General features: G+C 65.1%; 1 protein-coding gene (cut by a window edge). It reads right to left on the bottom strand.

What is annotated here, in order from left to right; all coding sequences use genetic code 11:
- Positions 1 to 21084 carry the 5' portion of a WXG100-like domain-containing protein gene (locus DL519_RS43885; protein ID WP_190824661.1) on the bottom strand. 11799 nt of this gene lie to the left of the window's left edge, so the window shows 21084 of its 32883 coding nt (coding positions 1–21084); its start codon is at positions 21082 to 21084; the stop codon falls past the left edge of the window.

The raw sequence follows: 21084 nt of genomic DNA, 5'->3' as shown, positions 1-21084 counted from the left end.
CAACCCCTCCAACGCCCCCCGCTCGGCCTCGATACGCCCCGCCAACTCCCCGATCTCCGCCCGCAGAACAGTATTCCGCACCGAATTCCATACCGGACCAGTCGCCAATTCCTCCGGCTCAGACTCAACCAGAGCCAGGCGCTCCTCCACCTTCCGAGTCATGTGCCGCTGCACCGAATCCTGTGCCTCCGCAACCCGCAGGTCCCGCGCCAGGTCGCGTAGCGTCCCGATCTCCGGCCACCCGCCGTACAACTCGTTTGCCCTTTCTATGAGATGGAACAGCTGCCTACCGCCCACCAAACCCTCGCCGATCTCACCGACGAGCTTGCGGTAATCAAGGTCGTCCACCAGATCCATCCGCTCAAGCCAGCGACGAATCTCCCAGCCACCTACAGTCCCGGGCGACCGAGGCCTGTCCTGTCCGGTCTGACGATTGACCCCCGGCAGATCGGCCACCAGCTTCCGGAGATCATCAATCGTCCGGGCGTAGTAGGCGGCACCTTCCCTGCCGTCGTCGAAACCGGCATCGATCAACACCCGGATCCGCCGCATCCACAGCGGAGCCTTGTCAAATCTGGACAGATCCGGATCTATCTCCCAGTACAACTCCGCCAGATTCAGCAGGGACTGCTCGAAATCAGCCGGCAGACCAGCCTCGTCCCCCAGCCCTACCTCCGCCGCAACCTCGCTCCAGCCACCCCCAAACCGCTCAGCAATCATCGTCACGAACGGAGTCAGGACAACGGCGTTCAGGCGCGCCTGCAACTCCGCCGGCCCCCTGACCACCACAGACCGTTCGTCCTCAAAGTCGAACAGCAATCCCATGGCCCACTCCGCCATCTGTTCGTCACCGTCGTCAAGCGCAGTCTCCTCGATCTCGGTCAGCCGGTGCTTCGTCCTTTCCCAACGCCTGTCGGCCTTCCAAATCGCCTCCAACGCTCCCTTCGGATCGCCGTCGACCTGACCAAGAAACCCTCGCGCCCTCGCCACCAACTCCGCCAAGCGATGCACGTCCAAAATGGAGGCCTGCCCATCGGCTCGGCCTTCCATTCCCGCAAGCATGTTGGTGAGGTACGACAACGAAATGTTCGACGACACGGGATCAAGCTGGTTGGCCAACCACGCCAGACCGTGGAACATTTCCATGTCCGCCGTCACGTCGTGCAACTGCTCTGCCAGCCGTACAACCGGGAATAGCCGCCTACCACCCACCAAATCCGCGCCGACCGCACCTACAACCCTGCCGACACCACCAAGATCGTGCACAAGATCCATCCGCCTGAGCCAGCGATGAAACTCCTTGACCCCCATGGATGGATGAGCCTCGTCCTCTCCGGTGTAAGGGTTGAACGCCGGGACCGGCAGATCGACCATCAGGCTCCAAAGATCGTCCTCCGTCCTGGCGTAGCAGGCCGCACCCTCCCTGCCGTCATCGAAGCCGGCATCGATCAACAATCGGAGCCGCCGCATCCACAGCGGAGCCTTGTCAAATCTGGACAGATCCGGATCTAGATCCCAGTACAGCCCCGCCAGATTCAGCAGGGACTGCTCGAAATCGGCTGGCAGACCGGTCCCGTCCCCCAGCCCTACCTCCGCCGCAGCCTCTCTCCAGCCACCCCCAGACCGCTCGGCAATCTTCGTCATGAATGGAGTCAGGACAACGGCGTTCAGGCGCGCCTGCGACTCCGCCGGCTCCCTGACCACCACAGACCGAGCGTCCTCGAACTCACCCAGCAACCCCCAAGCCCACTCCACCGTCTGTGTGTCACGCGCGCTCGCCACGAGCTCGGCCAGCCTGTCCCCCATTCGCCGCCAAGGCTGATCGGCGTTCCACATCGCCTCCAAAGCCGCCTTCGGATCGCCGTCGACCCGACCAAGGACCTCTCGTGCCCTCCCCACCAACGACACCAGGTCACGCACTTCCAGAAAGCCGACGTCCCCAGCGGATCGGCCTTCGAAGCCCGCAACCATGCGGGCAAGGGATGACAACAACGAAATGGTCGACGACTCGGCATCAAGCTGATTGGCCAACCACGCCAGGCTGTGGAACGTTTCCACATCCGGCGTCTTGATGTACAAATCCTTTGCCAGCCGTATGACGGGGAACAGCCGTCTGCTGCCTACCAAATCTGCGCCGATCGCGCCGACGAGCTCGTGGTAACCGCCAAGGTCGTGCACTACGTCCATCAGCTCGAGCCAGTAACGAATCTCGCCGAGGTCCACATCCCCGGGCTCCCGAAGCTCCTGCTGTTCGGTCTGGGGGTTGAACACCGGCCCGTACGCAACGGTCACCAGCATCCGAAGATCGTCAATCGTCCGCTTGTAGAAGGCCGCACCCTCCCCGGCGTCATCGAAACCGGCATCGATCAACCCCCGAACCCGCCGCATCCACACCAAAGCCTGGTCAAATTGGAAAAGATCCGGATCTAGATCCCAGTACAACCCCGCCAAATTCTCCAGGGACTGACGGTAATCAGCCGGCAGCTCGGTCCCGTCGCCTAGCCCTACCCCCTCCGCAAGCCCGCTCCAACCGCCCTCAACCCGCTCAGCAATCCTCGTCACGAACGACGGCAGGACAACAGCATTCACAACAGTATTCAGGCGTGCCTGCGACTCCGCCGGCTCCCTGACCACCACAGACCGGGCTTCCTCGAGCTCGGCCAGCACTTCCCGGGCCCACTCCGCCATCTGTTCGTCGTGTTTGGCACGCGCGGTCACCTTGACCGCAGTCAGCCTGTCCCTCATTCGCCGCCAAGACTCGTCGGCGTTCCACATCGCCTCCAACGCCTGCACCGGACTGACCCGCTGACCCCCATCAGCATCGGCATCGGCTTGAACAGAACCCAGCCGACCAAGGACCTCTCGCGCCCTCCCCGCCAACCCCACCAAGTCATGCACTTCCGAACGAGAGGCATACCTACCGGCTCGGCCTTCGAAACCCGCCATCATGCTGGTAAGCGTGACCCACGAAATATTCGACGACACGGGATCAAGCTGACCGGCCAACCACGCCAGGTCGTCGAACGTTGTCTTGTCCGGTGTCGCGCCATACAACTGCTCCGCCAGCCGTATCACCCGCAACCCGCGCCTGCCGCCCACCAGATCCGCGCCGACCCCACCGACACCACCAAGATGGAGCACCACGCTCATCCGCTGGATCCAGCGACGAACCTCGGCGTCGGACACATCCTCCGGCTGCGGAGTCTCATGCTGACCCGTCACACGGTTGAACACCGGATCCGTCAGATCAGCCACCAGCTCCCGCAAGTCTTCCAGCGTCCGGTCATAGAAAGCAGCACCCTGCCTGCCGTCTTCGAAGCCGAGGTCGATCAACGCCCGCAGCCGTTGCATCCCCGGCACATCCACTGCGGCCGACTCGCCCTCATCGGAAACGGCATCCCACGCCAACTCCGCCAGAGACCTCAAAGCCTCCCGGAAATCATCCGCCCCAACATCCAACCCGACCTCCCCCGCCAGCCCCTCCCAACCATCCCCACCCTCCCGCGCGAACGGCCGAGCAAGCCCCGCCACCAACTCCTCACCACCAGGAAAACGCAGCGGCGCCGCACGGAGTCGATCCGCCTCCTCCCAGAATTCGAACATCAGATCCTCAAACGGATCCACGTTCTCCTCAGATTCCTCGATCAGATCGTCAAACCTCTGCCCATACGACCGTTCACCCACCGGGGCGCGCAGGTGCACCCAGTCCGGACGCAGCCCGCTCTGGTCTTCCGGCAAGCGAAGGTCATAGGGGCCCACCTCCGGTTGCCCACCCACGTCCGGCCGAGTCGACTCCCACCTGCCGCGGGGCGGCAAAACCGGAAGCAACCGACCACCATCACCCACATACGCGCCGGCAACCATCGAAGCGAACCCACCGGTACCCGGACCGAACCACACCATGTCCCGCGTCCAGCGGACCCGAACACCAAGCTCCGCGTCCACCTCCCGCGCAAACGCCTCGGAGACCCCACAGGCATACAGCCACACCGACTCCACAGCAGCCGGATCCCAGTTCGACGACCGCCGAATCACCCCGGCCAACGTGCGCGCATCCACCGACCGCCCATCCACCACCACGCCACCCTCACCATCACCACGCACCGCCACCACAAACCGGCCATCCCGCAACGGCAACTCCCGCACAGCAACACGAACATCCTCACCCACATCCGACGCGACAATCCCCGCCCGAATCACCTCCACCCCCGGCACCGACCCACCCGCCACGTCCAGCCCCTCCACACCAGCGCCCGAAACCCCAGCCGACCCAGCCCCCCGCAAATCCGCGCCAGCAGACGAAGACGCCCCCGCACCAGGAGATTCCGCACCCCCCGTCAGCTCCTCAGCCGTTCTCTCCCGCCCACGCGCGACTGCGTCGTCCTGCCCCCTCTCCTGCCGCGCGTCACTCACCAACCCCTCCAACACCCCCCGCTCGGCCTCGATACGCCCCGCCAACTCCCCGATCTCCGCCCGCAGAGCCCCAATACGCTCCCGCAACGAATCCAACTCCACCTCCACATCCACATTCCGCACCGGCAACGCCGTCAACTCCGCCTGCCGAGCCATGTGCTGCTGCAGCAACTCCCGCGCCTCCGCAACCCGCAGCTCCCGCGCCACGTCGTGCAGCATTTCCATCTCCGGCCACCTGCCGTACAACTGGTTTGCCCTTTGTATGACCGGGAACAGCCGCCTACCACCGACCAAATCCTCGCCGACCTCACCGACAACCCTGCCGACACCGCCAAGATCGTGCACGAGATCCATCAGCCTGAGCCAGCGAAGAAGCGGCACGACACCCGTGGATGGCAGAGCCTCGTCCTGTCCGGTGTAAGGGTTGAACATCGGCACCGAAAGATCGGCCACCAGGCTCCGAAGATCGTCCTCCGTCCTGGCGTAGAAGGCGGCACCCACCCTTCCGTCATCGAAGCCGGCATCGATCAACACCCGGATCCGCCGCATCCCCAGCGGAGCCAAGTCAAATCTGTAAGGATTCGGAACTGTCTCCCAGTACAACCCTGCCAAATTCACCAAGGACTGCCGGGCATCATCCGGCAAACTAGCTCCATCCCCATCCCCATCCCCATCCCCAACCCCTACCGCCACCGCAAGCCCGCTCCAGCCGCCCTCAAAGCCCTCAGCAAGCTTTGTAATGAATGGAGTCAGGACAAAGGCGTTCAGGCGCGCCTGCGATTCCGCCGGCTCCCCGACCACCACAGACCGAGCGTCCTCGAGGTCGAACAGCAATCTCATGGCCCACTCCGCCGTCTGTCCGTCACCCTCGTCGAACGCAGTTGCCCCGAGCTCGGACAGCCGGTACGCCGTCCTTCCCCAACGCCTGTCGGCCTTCCACATCGCCTCCAAAGCCGCCTTCGGATCGCCGTCGACCCGACCAAGGACCTCTCGCGCCCTCCCCACCAACGACACCAGGTCACGCACTTCCAGAATGCCGACGTCCCCAGCGGATCGGCCTTCGAAGTCCGCAACCATGCGGGCAAGGGATGACAACGACGAAATGGTCGACGACTCGGCATCAAGCTGGCTGGCCAACCACGCCAGACTATGGAACGTTTCCACATCCGGCGTCTTGATGTACAAATCCTTTGCCAGCCGTATGACGGGGAACAGCCGCCTACCACCGACCAAATCTGCGCCGATCGCGCCGACGAGCTCGTGGTAACCGCCAAGGTCGTGCACTACGTCCATCAGCTCGAGCCAGTAACGAATCTCGCCGAGGTCCACATCCCCGGGCTCCCGAAGCTCCTGCTGTTCGGTCTGGGGGTTGAACACCGGCCCGTACGCAACGGTCAGCAGCATCCGAAGATCGTCAATCGTCCGCTTGTAGAAGGCCGCACCCTCCCCGGCGTCCTCGAAACCGGCATCGATCAACCCCCGAACCCGCCGCATCCACACCAAAGCCTGGTCAAATTGGAAAAGATCCGGATCTAGATCCCAGTACAACCCCGCCAAATTCTCCAGGGACTGACGGTAATCAGCCGGCAGCTCGGTCCCGTCGCCTAGCCCTACCCCCTCCGCAAGCCCGCTCCAACCGCCCTCAACCCGCTCAGCAATCCTCGTCACGAACGACGGCAGGACAACAGCATTCACAACAGTATTCAGGCGTGCCTGCGACTCCGCCGGCTCCCTGACCACCACAGACCGGGCTTCCTCGAGCTCGGCCAGCACTTCCCGGGCCCACTCCGCCATCTGTTCGTCGTGTTTGGCACGCGCGGTCACCTTGACCGCAGTCAGCCTGTCCCCCATTCGCCGCCAAGACTCGTCGGCGTTCCACATCGCCTCCAACGCCTGCACCGGACTGACCCGCTGACCCCCATCAGCATCGGCATCGGCATCGGCTTCGGCTTCGGCTTGATCAGAACCCAGCCGACCAAGGACCTCTCGCGCCCTCCCCGCCAACCCCACCAAGTCACGCACTTCCAAACGAGAGGTATACCTACCGGCTCGGACTTCGAAACCCGCCATCATGCTGGTAAGCGTGACCCACGAAATATTCGACGACACGGGATCAAGCTGACCGGCCAACCACGCCAGGTCGTCGAACGTTGTCTTGTCCGGTGTCGCGCCATACAACTGCTCCGCCAGCCGTATCACCCGCAACCCGCGCCTGCCGCCCACCAGATCCGCGCCGACCCCACCGACACCACCAAGATGGAGCACCACGCTCATCCGCTGGATCCAGCGACGAACCTCGGCGTCGGACACATCCTCCGGCTGCGGAGTCTCATGCTGACCCGTCACACGGTTGAACACCGGATCCGTCAGATCAGCCACCAGCTCCCGCAAGTCTTCCAGCGTCCGGTCATAGAAAGCAGCACCCTGCCTGCCGTCTTCGAAGCCGAGGTCGATCAACGCCCGCAGCCGTTGCATCCCCGGCACATTCACCGCGGCCGACTCGCCCTCATCGGAAACGGCATCCCACGCCAACTCCGCCAGAGACCTCAAAGCCTCCCGGAAATCATCCGCCCCAACATCCAACCCGACCTCCCCCGCCAGCCCCTCCCAACCATCCCCACCCTCCCGCGCGAACGGCCGAGCAAGCCCCGCCACCAACTCCTCACCACCAGGAAAACGCAGCGGCGCCGCACGGAGTCGATCCGCCTCCTCCCAGAATTCGAACATCAGATCCTCAAACGGATCCACGTTCTCCTCAGATTCCTCGATCAGATCGTCAAACCTCTGCCCATACGACCGTTCACCCACCGGGGCGCGCAGGTGCACCCAGTCCGGACGCAGCCCGCTCTGGTCTTCCGGCAAGCGAAGGTCATAGGGGCCCACCTCCGGTTGCCCACCCACGTCCGGCCGAGTCGACTCCCACCTGCCGCGGGGCGGCAAAACCGGAAGCAACCGACCACCATCACCCACATACGCGCCGGCAACCATCGAAGCGAACCCACCGGTACCCGGACCGAACCACACCATGTCCCGCGTCCAGCGGACCCGAACACCAAGCTCCGCGTCCACCTCCCGCGCAAACGCCTCGGAGACCCCACAGGCATACAGCCACACCGACTCCACAGCAGCCGGATCCCAGTTCGACGACCGCCGAATCACCCCGGCCAACGTGCGCGCATCCACCGACCGCCCATCCACCACCACGCCACCCTCACCATCACCACGCACCGCCACCACAAACCGGCCATCCCGCAACGGCAACTCCCGCACAGCAACACGAACATCCTCACCCACATCCGACGCGACAATCCCCGCCCGAATCACCTCCACCCCCGGCACCGGCCCCGGCACCGGCCCACCCGCCACGCCCAGCCCCTCCACACCAGCGCCCGAAACCCCAGCCGACCCAGCCCCCCGCAAATCCGCGCCAGCAGACGAAGACGCCCCCGCACCAGGCGATTCCGCGCCCCGCAACCAACGCTCAGCCGCCTCCATCCCCGGCAGCCTTGACCGGACCTGGCTCACCTGCGCCTGGGACCAGCTCTCCAACTGCGCCAATCTCCTCGCAGCCTCAACCCCGGCACGCACATCCGGACGGAAAGCCGCGGGCAACGCCGCCAAATGCGCGTCCATACGCCGGACCAACCCCGCCAACTTCTGAATTTCCACCGGCACATCCACCCGCAAGCGCACGCTCCGACCAACGGACGAAGACGCCTCCGCACTGGGCGATTCCGCGCCCCCGGTCAGCTCCTCATTCGTTCTCTTCCGCCCACGCGTGACTGCGTCGTCCTGCCCCCTCTCCTGCCGCGCGTCGTTCACCAACCCCTCCAACACCCCCCGCTCGGCCTCGATACGCCCCGCCAACTCCCCGATCTCCACCCCCAGAGCCCCAATACGCTCCCGCAACGACTCCAACTCCACCTCCTGACCGGCAGTCCGCGCCGGCAATGCCGCCAATTCCGCCTGCCGAGGCTCGTCCTGCTTCAGCGACCTCGCCAACTCCTCCTTCTGAGCCTTGAGCTGCTGCAGCGACTTCCGCGCCTCCGCAACCCGCAGCTCCCGCGCAACGTCGCGCAACGTCCCGATCCCCAGCCGTTCGCCGTACAACTGGTCTGCCCTTTGTATGACCGAGAACAGCCGCCAACCACCCACCAACTCTGTGCCGATCTCACCGACAACCGCGCCGACACCACCAAGATCGTGCACAAGATCCATCCGCCCGAGCCAGCGACGAATCTCCAAGACCCCCACATTCGCGGGCAACCGAAGCTCGTCCTGTTCGGTGTAAGAGTTGAACATCTGGACCGACAGATCGGCCACCAGCCTCCGAAGATCATCGATCGTCCGGGCGTAGCAGGCAGCACCTTCCCTGCCGTCGTCGAGGCCAGCATCGATCAACATCCGGAGCCGCCGCATCCCCGGCAGAGCGTTGTCATTAGTGAAGAAACCCGAATCTATTTCCCAGTACAACACGGCCAAATTCAGCAGGGACTCCCGGTAATCAGCCGGCAGACCTGTCTCGTCCCCCAGCCCTATCTCCGCCGCAACCTCGCTCCAGCCACCCCCAGACCGCTCGGCAATCCTCGTCACGAACGGAGTCAGGACAACGGCGTTCAGGCGCGCCTGCGACTCCGCCGGCTCCCTGACCACCACAGACCGAGCGTCCTCGAACTGAACCAGCAGCCCCCGAGCCCACTCCGCTAGCTGCTCGTCGTGTTTGACATGCGCAGCCTGCTCGATCTCGGTCAGCCGGTTCTTCATCCTTTCCCAACGCCTGTCGGCCTTCCAAATCGCCTCCAACGCCTCCTTCGGATCGCCTTCGACCTGACCAAGAAACTCTCGCGCCTTTCCCGCCAACTCCACCAAGCGACGCACGTCCAAAGAGGACGGAAACCGACCGGATCGGCCTTCGAAACCCGCCGTCATGCCTGCAAGGGACTCCTGCGAAATGTTCGACGACTGGGGATCAAGCTGGTTGGCCAACCACGCGAGGCCGCGGAGCATCTCCACCCCCGGCCGCTTGCCATACAACTCCTCTGCCAGCCGTATAACCGGCAACAGTCGCCTACCACTCACCAAGTCCGCGCCGATCTCACCGACAACCGCGCCGACACCACCAAGATCGTGCACAAGATCCATCCGCCCGAGCCAGCGACGAATCTCCAAGACCCCCACATTCGCGGGCAACCGAAGCTCCTGCTGTCCGGCTTGAGGGTTGGCCATTTGGCCGAACAGCTCGGCCGCCAGGCTCTGAAGATCATCAACCGTCCGGTTATAGAAGGCGGCACCCTCCCTGCCGTCGTCGAAGCCGACATCGATCAACACCCGGAGCCGCCGCATCCCCGGCAGAGCGTTGCCAAATTCGTAGAGATCGGGATCTGTCTCCCAGTACAACTTCGCCAGATTCAGCAGGGACTGCAGGTAATCAGTCGGCAGACCTGTCTCGTCCCCCAGCCCTATCTCCGCCGCAAGCCCGCTCCAGCCGCCCCCAAACCGCTCAGCAATCTTTGTCACGAACGAAGGCAGGACAACGGCGTTCAGGCGCGCCTGCGACTCCGCCGGCTCCCTGACCACCACAGACCGAGCGTCCTCGAGCTCAACCAGCAACCCCCAGGCCCACTCCGCTAGCTGCTCGTCGTGTTTGACACGCGCGGTCGTCTCGAGCACCACCAGCCTCTTCCCCATTCGCAGCCAAGGCTTGTCGGCGTTCCAAATCGCCTCCAACGCTCCCTTCGGATCGCCGTCGACCTGACCAAGAAATTCTTGCGCCCTCCCCGCCAACTCCACCACGCGGTGCACGTCCGAAGGGGAGGCGTGCCCATCGGCTCGGCCTTCGAAACCCGCAACCATGCGGGAAAGGGACGCCCGCGAAATGTTCGACGACTGGGGATCAAGCTGGCTGGCCACCCACGCTAGGCCGCGCAGCGTCTCCGTCCCCGGCCGCTTGCCATACAACTGCTCTGCCAGCTCTATGACCGGGAACAGCCGCCTACCACTCACCAAGTCCGCGCCGATCTCACCGACAACCGCGCCGACGCCACCAAGATCGTGCACAAGATCCATCCGCCCGAGCCAGCGACGAATCTCCACGGCCCCCACCGCCCCGGGCAACCGAAGCTCCTGCTGTCCGGTCTGAGGATTGACCCCCGGCAGATCGGCCACCAGCTTCCGGAGATCATCAATCGTCCTGGCGTAGCAGGCCGCACCCTCCCTGCCGTCATCGAAGCCGGCATCGATCAACAATCGGAGCCGCCGCATCCACAGCGGAGCCTTGTCAAATCTGGACAGATCCGGATCTAGATCCCAGTACAGCCCCGCCAGATTCAGCAGGGACTGCTCGAAATCGGCTGGCAGACCGGTCCCGTCCCCCAGCCCTACCTCCGCCGCAGCCTCTCTCCAGCCACCCCCAGACCGCTCGGCAATCCTCGTCACGAACGGAGTCAGGACAACGGCGTTCAGGCGCGCCTGCGACTCCGCCGGCTCCCTGACCACCACAGACCGAGCGTCCTCGAACTCACCCAGCAACCCGCGAGCCCACTCCACCGTCTGCTCGTCCCGCCCGGGCGCCACGAGCTCGGCCAGCCTGTCCCCCATTCGCCGCCAAGGCTGATCGGCGTTCCACATCGCCTCCAAAGCCTGCACCGGACTGACCCGCTGCCCACCATCAACATCGACATCGACATCGACATCGGCCTGGGCTTGAACGGAATCCAGCCGACCAAGGACCTTTCGCGCCCTCCCCGCCAACCCCACCAAGTCATGCACTTCCGAACGAGAGGCATACCTACCGGCTCGGCCGTCGAAACCCGCAACCATGTTGGTAAGGGACACCCACGAAATATTCGACGACACGGGATCAAGCTGACCGGCCAGCCACGTCAGGTCGTCGAACGTTGTCTTGTCTGGTGTCGCGCCATACAACCGCTTCGCCAGCCGTATGACTGGGAACAGCCGCCTGCGGCTCACCAGATCCGCGCCGATCCGATCAACGAGCGCGTTGTATCCACCAACGTTTTCCACAACGTCCATCCGCTCGATCCAGTGACGAACCTCGTCGTCTGGCAGATCCTCCGGCTGCGGATTCTCGTACTGACCCGTCACACGGGTGAACACCGGCTCCGTCAGATCAGCCACCAGCCCCCACAAGTCTTCCAGCGTCCGGGCGTAGAAAGCGGCGCCCTGCCTGTCGTCTTCGAAGCCGAGGTCGATCAACACCCGCAGCCGTTGCATCCCCGGCACATTCACCGCGGCCGACTCGTCCTCAGCGGAACCGACCTCCCGCGCCAATTCCGCCAGAGACCTCAAAGCGCCCCGGAAATCATCCGCCCCAACATCCAGCCCGACCTCCCGCGCCAGCCCCTCCCAACCATCCCCACCCTCCCGCGCGAACGGCCGAGCAAGCCCCGCCACCAACTCCTCACCACCAGGCAAAGGCAGCGGCGCCGCACGGAGTCGATGCACTTCCCGCCGGAATCCCTGCATCAGATCCTCAAACGGATCCACCTGCTCCTCCAGGTCCTCACCCCCCTGCTCATACGGCACGGCAGCCCGTTCACCCACCGGCGCGCGCAGGTGCACCGGGTGCGGCAACCCCAAACTAGGCGGTGTTTCCGCATCGAGCGGAATCGCGTACGGCCCGTGCTCCACCGGTTCATCGACCCCCGGCTGGTGCTCCACCCACCGGCCGGTCGGCGGTTGAAGCGGCCGCAACGCACCATCCGCGGTCACCGCCATGGTCACCATCGCGACGAAATCACCAGTGCCCGGCCCAATCCACGTCAACCCGTCCACACCATGCAACACCCGCGAATTCAAGAGCTCCTTCAACTCTTTCACGAACGCCGGCGACACCGCACACGCGAACAACCACACCGACGCCCCAGCGTCGGGATCCCAGTGGGGTGACCGGCGGATCACATCGGCCAGAGTGCGCGCATCCACCGACCGCCCATCCACCAGCACCCCACCAAGTCCATCACCACGCGCCACCACCACAAACCGGTCGCCTCGAGACGATATCCGCCGGGCAGCGTCACGAAGAAGACCATCGTCGGAAAGCCCGGACCGCACGAACAAACCGGCCCGAATCGCACGGGGCTCCTGCCGCAGCACGCTCTGGAAAGCACCGACAACACCATGCAGACCCGGTGCCGCACCCCACGCCGAGCTCCCCCCTGAACCACTGTCATCGGTGCGGTCCACCGCAACCCTGGACGCCTCGCTGAGCAACTCCGGCGACTCGACGCCCCCGACCACCGTCCCTACTGGACCATTCGCGTCCGGCTCCCCCAACGACACATCAAACGCCAGGGATTCCAGGCCCGACCGCAGCTCCTCCAGATCCAGCACCTGGCGCCCGTCCTCCACAGCCCAGCGCACATCCGCCGGTCCCCGGTAAAGCGCGGCCTCCGCCATCGCCGCCCGCAAACCCGGCCGAGAGCCGACCGGCAAGCCCGCCAAACCCGCCGCAATCCGATCATGCACACCCCACAGCCCGGACAGCACCGCATTGATCCGGTCCGACACCCACCGCGCACCCACCTCCCCCAACACCACCGGTTCCGATGCAACAGCCACGAGCTGGGACGCGAGGCTACGCACGTCCTCATGCGACACCACAGTGCCAGCGGACAGGCCGAGGAAATCACGAACAACACTCCGCAGGTCTTCCAGGACCACCCCCGTCGCACTCCGGCCAGGAATCGCTTCGCTCAACACACGGGCAACCTGCCGGGCGTGCCGCACATCCGCCACGTCCAGATCCGCGGCGCTCCGGACATCGGCGAGCACCGACGCCAACGCACCGAAACGAACGATCCGACGCCGATCAACGGCCCCCAGCTCACCATGCCCACCCACACCAAGCACTCCGCGGCCGAACCGCCGGACCAACTCATCAGCCAGTATCAACGGATCCACAGGCGCCGTATCCGCCGCCTCACGCGCCGCCCGAACCTCCCCGGCCAGCCCCACAGCACGGGTATGGAGTTGCTCCAGCCGATCCACCACCAGCACATCCGCCGGCCGCCACGCCACGACCCGCGCACCGGCAACCCACGCCATCTGATCGGCCAGTCCCCGAAGATCCAGCCGATACCAACTCGGCAACGACGCGAAATCCTCCGTCATCCCCGCCACAACACTGCGCAACGCAGCCAACACGCCCTCGCCACGCGCAGCCACCGCCCGACGCTCCGTATTCCAAGCCCGCGCCAGCCTCTCCCACGACACCAGTCCAGAATCGGGTGCGATCACTTCGGCACCCAACTGCCGGGCCAGTCTCGCTTCCAGCGACACCTCTGGCGCACGTGCCTGCGACATCATCAGGTCGGCCAGATGACGCACATCGTCCTCAGTCACCGCACGCACGGCAGCGCCCCCGAACCGATCCCTCAGGCCGGGACGATCCGCCCACAACTGAACCACCGACCGCAGATACCCGGCCAGCCCCGCTTCGTCCAGATCAGCAGGCATCGGACCGAGCCGGTCGTCCGCACCCTGCACCCGCAACCCCTGCACGCGCGGCCTGAGCTGATCTATGTCAGCGGCCTGCCGCAACTGATCCAGAGTCGGCCGGTGGCCATCCCTGGCCACCGCCAACCGCGCAACGTTGGTCAACCGCCCCCACACCCGATCCACAGTGTCGCGCAGGTTCTGCCGATCCCATGTCCCATACCGCGAATCCACGCCAACCGCTTGGGCCACAGCGCGTCCGCCACCGTGCTCCTGCGCCAACGCCACCAACACGGCTACAGCAGGATCGCTCACATCGGCGCTCGTCTCCTGGACCAGCCATTCACCGCTAACCTGGAGATCACCCAACGAGATCACACGAGAACGGTCGGCCGGCCGCCAAGGCGTCCTCATCTCCTCCAGGACGTTTTCCAGGAAGACAGCGACGCGAGCCAGCAAGCCCTCCGGGTTCGCCATCAGCCGCGCACGATCGGCCGTCAGCCGGCTGGCAATGGACTCCAGAGCACTCACCGCCACACGGCCGGGCAGCTCCACAGGGGCCGTCTGCGCGTGCCAAACACGCCGCAAGGTTTCAAAGCTGACCTCACCCCACAGATCCTTCGCGGATTGGGTGAGCGTCACCAGCATCCGCACGTCCGCATCCGACACCGGACGCTCATCAACCGGGTTGAAGTCCCGCACCATCCGCCGCACATGATCGATCGTCACGCTCTCGCCCACACCCGGATAACGACGTCGAACCGCGTCGAACAAACGACGAACATGACGCAAGTCCAAGACAGAAGGCGCACCTTCAAACACGGCACTATCACGCAGGTCCAACATCAGCCGGGCAATATTGACCAAACGCTGCCCATAACCACGCACCCACCGCGAACCGAACCAACCGAAACCCCGCTCCTGATGATGCAACCCGATCGCATCCGCCAACGCAGCCCGACCACCCGCCATACCCACGTATAACTCCACCACACGCTGCGCCTGTTCCGCACGATCCACATCCATCGAACCCGACGCACCACCCTCGCGACTTTCCCCAACATCCTCCGCATGATCGCTCGGCTCAGCCACCGCACCAAAGCCCGCCGAACCCACTCCCTCCGAATCGGACTCCCCCTCCGCCGAGATCTCCGACCCAGGCGCCGACCCCACCCCCCCATCGCGCACCCCACCCCCCGAACCCTCGGCCCCCGAACCGCCAGACCCCGACACAGATCCCGACCCACCACCAACCGCCACGTCACCGGACTGCGCGTACCGGTCGACGCCCCGCCGTGACGACCCACCCTCGTCACTCGCACCAGCCGAACCCTGCGACTGCTGCACCCCCGCAGCGGGCCTTGTGCCCTCCGACGACTCCGCCTCTCCCCCCAAGCGACCAAGCCGCTCCCGCAACCGCTCCAGTTCCCCCTCATCGAAAACACTCTCGGTATCATCGGTCTCCGCATCACCCGCCCCATCCTCAGCGGACTCCGACCGCGTGCCCTCCACAGTCTCCGACCCCGGATCGTCAGCGGACCGCGACAGCATGCCCCTACCCGGCTCCGGCCCCGCGCCCGCACTCACGGCCATCGCCGCGAGCCTCAGACGATGCAGACGCTGCAGAAACGCCTGAGCATCCCCTATCCGACCTCCATTCGTCAGCAGCCGATGCGCGACCGCATCCCGCACTCGATCATCCTGCATTCCCCCGAAGTGCAGATCGAACTCGCGGACCACATCATCTCGACCGTGCAGAACTTGCAGCAGCGCGAACCCGCCGTATGCCGTCTCGAAAATCCCCCGCAATTCCCGTATCGCGTTACTTCGCCGCTGCTCCCGCAACCCCTGAACAGCAGCGGCAGCTTCCGCTGCCCGACGACGGATCGTTCTGACCTTCACCCCTTTTAGATCCGACCACTTCGCGATCTCGGCTTCATATGTGTTCCGCAGGTCAGTGCTTGCCTCCGCCCCCGCCAAAATCTGCCGCAGAGACCCCACCGCAGCCTCCAAATCGGAGCTCAGCTGGCCCCTGACATCCTCAAGAACTTTGCGACCCCAATTATTAGATCTGTTGAACCGAGCCCCCAAATCGGAGGCGTTGTAATCCGTGCGAAGCGCCTCCTTAAGGGCCTCGTTTCGCAGCACCTGGTTGACAGCAGCATCGTCCGGCAAACCACTAAGCGCCTTGCCAACCCCCGCGCGCCGCCGATACACCTGCGCTGCTTCAAAAATCTTGTTTCCAGGCTCCGGGGTCACCGTGGCGGAAAGCAAGTTGTCGGCAGCACTCGAGTCCGCACCGCCACTCAGGTCACCAGCCAGGTAACAGACCAGTTCCCACCGCAACTCCTGCACCTGCTGATCAGCCCGCGGGTTCGTCATCAACTGCTGCAACTGCTGATCGTCCCGCGGCATCAACTCGTGTGCCATCACATCCCAGAAGGGCCGTGACTCCTTAAGGGGCCCCAAAACCTTCTCCGCGGCAGCGTACAAACGGGCCACGCGGGCACCTTGACCTTGTGCGTCGGCCAACTGCCGCAACTCCCGACCGGCATCCTCGAACGTCCGCTGTACCGAACTAACCTGAGAGATAACGCTCAGCCCCGGATCATCATCGACCCCGCGCACCATCAGGGCAGCAACGGCCCCAGCCTCCGCCTGATTCCCAGCACCAACCTCCTGCCAACGCGCCTCTTCCACTTTCGCCTTCTCGAACGCGCTGCGAGTCAAACCACTCACCGCCACGCCAAGGTCACCGGACAGGTAACCGGCCAGTTCCGCACGCACTGCCTGGGCACCGTGCCAGTCACCCGGATGCTCGCCCAACCACTGCGCCAGCACATTCCGGAACCGCTCCGACACCTTCAGCGGCCCCAAAATCCTTTCCGCATCAGCCAACAACCGGGCCACAGCATCAAAACCAGCGATCTCATACCACTCACGCAACTGCGCCTCGGTCCGCTCGTATCGCTCGTCCCAGTCCCGCAACGCCGTCAACTCATGTCGTTTTCGATCCAACTTCAGGGTGCCCTCGCCATCCCCCGGATGGCTCAGCATGTGGTGCCACTCCCGCAACCCCTGAACAGCAGCGACAGCTTCCTCTGCCCGGCTGCGGATCGTTTTGACCTGCGCCCATTTAGGATCCAGCCACTTCGCGATCTTGGCTTCATATACGTTCCGCAGGTCAGTGTCCGCCTCCGCCTCCGCCAAAATCTGCCGCAGAGACCCGACCGCAGCGTTCAAATCGGAGCTCAGCTGGTCTTTGACATCATCAAGAACTCCGACACCCCAATTCTGAGATCTGTTGAACCGAGCCCCCAAATCGGCGGAGGTGTAATCCCCGCGAAGCGCGTCCTCACGCGCCTCGTTTCGCAGCACCCGGTTGACGGCATCATCGTCCGGCAAACCACTAAGCGCCTTGCCAACCGCCACGCGCTGATGAAACAGCTGGATTCCTTCAGAGCGCTTGTTTCCAGACCCCAGGGTCGCCGTGGCGGAAAGCAAGTCGTCGGCAGTACGCGAGTCCGCACCGCCACCCAGGTCACCAGCCAGGTAACGGACCAGTGTCCACCGCAACTCCTGCACCTGCTGATCATCCCGATGGTTCGTCATCAACGCGTGTGCCATCACGTCCCGGAACGGCTGTGACTCCTTGAGAGACCCCAAGACCTCGTACGCGGCAGCGTACCAACCGTCCACGACATCTTGACCTTGTTCGTCGGCCAACTGCCGCAACACCCGACCAGCATCCGCGAACGCCCGCTTTATCGAACTAACCTGAGAAAAAACGCGCAGCGCCGGATCATCATCGACCCCGCGCACCATCGGGGCAGCAACGGCCGCAGCCTCCGCCTGGTTACTTCCACGATATGCCTGCCAACGCGCCTCTTCCGCTCTCGCCTCCTCGAACGCGTCGCGACGCAAACCACTCACCGCCACGCCGATGCCAGGGTCACCGGCCAGGTAACCGGCCAGTTCCACCCGCACTTCCTGGGCACCGTGCCAGTCACCCGGATGCTCACCCAACCAGTGCGCCAGCACAACCCCGAACCGCCCCGACACGCTCAGCGGCCCCAAAATCCCGTCCGCATCAGCCAACAACCGGGCCACAGCATCAAAACCCGCGATCCCGGCCCACTCATCCAACTCCGCCTCGGCCCGCGAGTTCCGCTCGTCCCAGTCCCGCACCGCCGTCAACTCATGTAGTTTCCGATCCAACTCCAGGGTGCTCTCGCCATCCCCCGGATGACTCAGAATGTAGTGCGCCATCACATTCCGCAGCCCGTCATCGCCTCCAAGAGCCCCCATGCGCGGCTGCACTGCATCGATCAGACCGTCTACGCCTACATCCACCCCGCCTACGTAAACTGGCCGCCCCTCATCGCGCATCCTCTGCAACCCAGCGTTCGCGTTAGTGATCAACGCACTCAACTCGGCCGCCGCAGAAGACTCCCCTGAGCGCCCCGCCTGATCCTCCGACCCTGCCCCGGCCCGGATGCTCAGCCCGCTGCCCCGCGTACGCAGCTTTTCGGCCAGTGCCTGGGAAAACTCCACCACCTGGTGATCATCGCCGAGTTCGTGGTGCTTGGCCGCGACCAGCGCCACCACATCGTTCACCGACACGTCGGCATTCCGACGCAACTTCCGGGGGTCATGCGTGCCCTGCACAATCCGCCGCGCCGCGTCCTCGTTCTCGCGGGACCAGTCCAGCTTCCTCGCCCGGTCGATCTCCCGGCGCAAATCCGACGGCGACCACTGCCCCACCGGTATCCCACCGGAATCCCGCATCGTGCCCGCCCCGACATCGTGTGTGGTGGTCACCGCGGGCTGTACCTCCCCGGCCACCGACCTCGCCTGGGCAGATGCCGTCTGGGCAGCCGGTGTCTCATCCGGGGCCACTGTCTGCTGACCGGAGTCCGGAACAGCAGTCGAGGCGTCCGCCAGGCCGGCCACGCCCCCACGCCCCCCGGCCGGCACCGGGGCACCGGGCCCGGCCACCGGCCTTGCCGATCCATCCGCGGCGAACACCGTCCACTGCAGCCCAACCCCGCCCTGCCCCGGCGTCAACGCGACAACATTCCGCTCCAAGCCCCGCGCCAGGGCCGAACCCTGACCAGGCGATACCACCACACCCGCAGTCGAATTGCCTGGGGACACCAGCAGCACAGGCCCGCCCGTGGAATCCGCCACACCGCCCCGCACGAACTCCACCAACCCGCCACCAGCAACCACATCCGCGGGCACCGGCACCCGCACCGTGTCCACCGGCAACCCCACAGGCAAGGCCGCCGCCGGATCCTGCCGCAGATACGGCACCGCCTGCGACCCCTCCACCGGCACCATCGCCGAATCCGGCGACACCGCAGCCCCATCCACACGATGCGAATCCCCATGCGCCGCAACCAAGTCCACATGGGAATCCCCATCGTGGCCGGGCATCCCATTCGGCGACGTCGGCTGCCCCGCGGGCACACCACTGCCGGAGTCCACGACAGACCCGGACCTGACAGTCTCCGGCAACGCGGCATCCGCGGGCACACCAGTGTCGGAGTCCACGGCAGACCCGGGCCTGCCAGTCTCCGGAAGCGCGGTATCCGCGGGCGCACCAGAAGCATGTGGGGTCACCGCCGGTGAGTCCGGTGTCTGCGAGGTAAGCACCTCCAGCGGCCGGTTCCCCGGCACATCCACACCATGCCCTCCGGGCACCGGATCGCCACCGGCGACCGGACGGTACGCCGGCGGCGGCGTCCCCGACCGGTCCTGCCCGGAACCCACTACCCCATCGGAATACGCCGGTGGTGGTGCGCCCGGCCGGTCCTGCTCATGACCTGGCACGGACGGAGCATCACTGGCTGGGTCCTCGCCGTTGACGCTGCCACCAGCAACCGGACGGTACACCGACGGCGGCGTCACCGATCGTTGCTGCCCGGAACCCGCTACCGCCGCGGAATACGCCGGTGGTGGTGTCCCCGGCCGGTCCGAGACATCCAAGGAATCCGAGGCATCGGAGGTGTTGTCCTTGCCCGGGGAGCCAGGGATATCCCCTGTCTGCGACCCAGGCCCTATCCCCAGTAGCGGGGTCTTCTCCTCGTCGAACCCGCCGCCATCGGTGGTGGTGCCCTCACGCCGGCCGGTGCCCTCGAGGTACGGGCTCGGGCCTTCCGGGTGCAGCTTGCCCCGCAACGCCAAACCCGCCAGATTGCCCACACCACTGAACACCGACTCGAAGAAGCCCGCTGTCACCGAGAACGGGTTCCAGGTCACCTCCTGGCCCGTGGCCGCCAGATACCCCACCTCCCCGAACAACTCCGACAACGCGTTCTCCAACGCCTCCCCGACCCACTCGCCGAACCGCGCCGACCACATGCCCCGCACCGACATCCCCGCATAAAAATCCAAATGCTCCCCCACCACATCCGCGAAGCGCGCCATCGCCGACACCGGATACAACTCCGCATGCTCGGCCACCGCCCGCCTCACCGCCGCCTCCAGAATCGCCGCGTCCACCTCATCGCCCAGTCCCCGCACCAGCACCTTCGTCAACGCGTTGCTCACCAGACCACCCAGCGCCGACATCGGCAGCGACACCAACGCCGAAAACGCCCCCATTCCCGCCGCCTGCTCGCTGAGCTTCCCGTCCCACTTCTCAGCCGACTTCTCACCCAGCATCTGCAACTGGGCCTGCAGATCCGGTACCACGTTGAACGCCACACCACCGGCCGCCGCCATCGCCAACCGCATGAACAACTGACCCCACCACCGCGACAACAACAACCGCATCACCGCCATCCGCGCCGCCAGCCACGCCATCGACGCGCCACCGGTCGCCCCCGCCATCGCCACCGCCCACGCCATCTCCAACAACAACAATTCCAAACCATAAATCGTCACCAACTTCAAATACCGCACCTGCCGCGCCAGATCCCGCACGAACACCGCCAACTCCCGCAACGCCCCCTCACCCGAGGCCAGCAACCCATCGAAAACCTCCAAACCCCCCGCGAACCGGTCCGCCGCCTTCCCCGAAAACTCCGTCCGCACCTTCCCCACCAACTCCGCCACAAAACCCCCTACCTCCCCCACCCCCACCGCACCCGACTCCAACGCATCCGCCACCGCGAACAACCCACCCTCATCCGCATCCGTCATATCCTCACCCGTCAACACCTGAAAAAGCCGCCGCACCCCCTCCGGCACCATGATCGACGAAAACAT

This window comes from Saccharopolyspora pogona (genome assembly GCF_014697215.1).
Classification (GTDB): Bacteria; Actinomycetota; Actinomycetes; order Mycobacteriales; family Pseudonocardiaceae; genus Saccharopolyspora; species Saccharopolyspora hattusasensis.
This window is presented reverse-complemented; position numbering and strand designations above follow the sequence as displayed.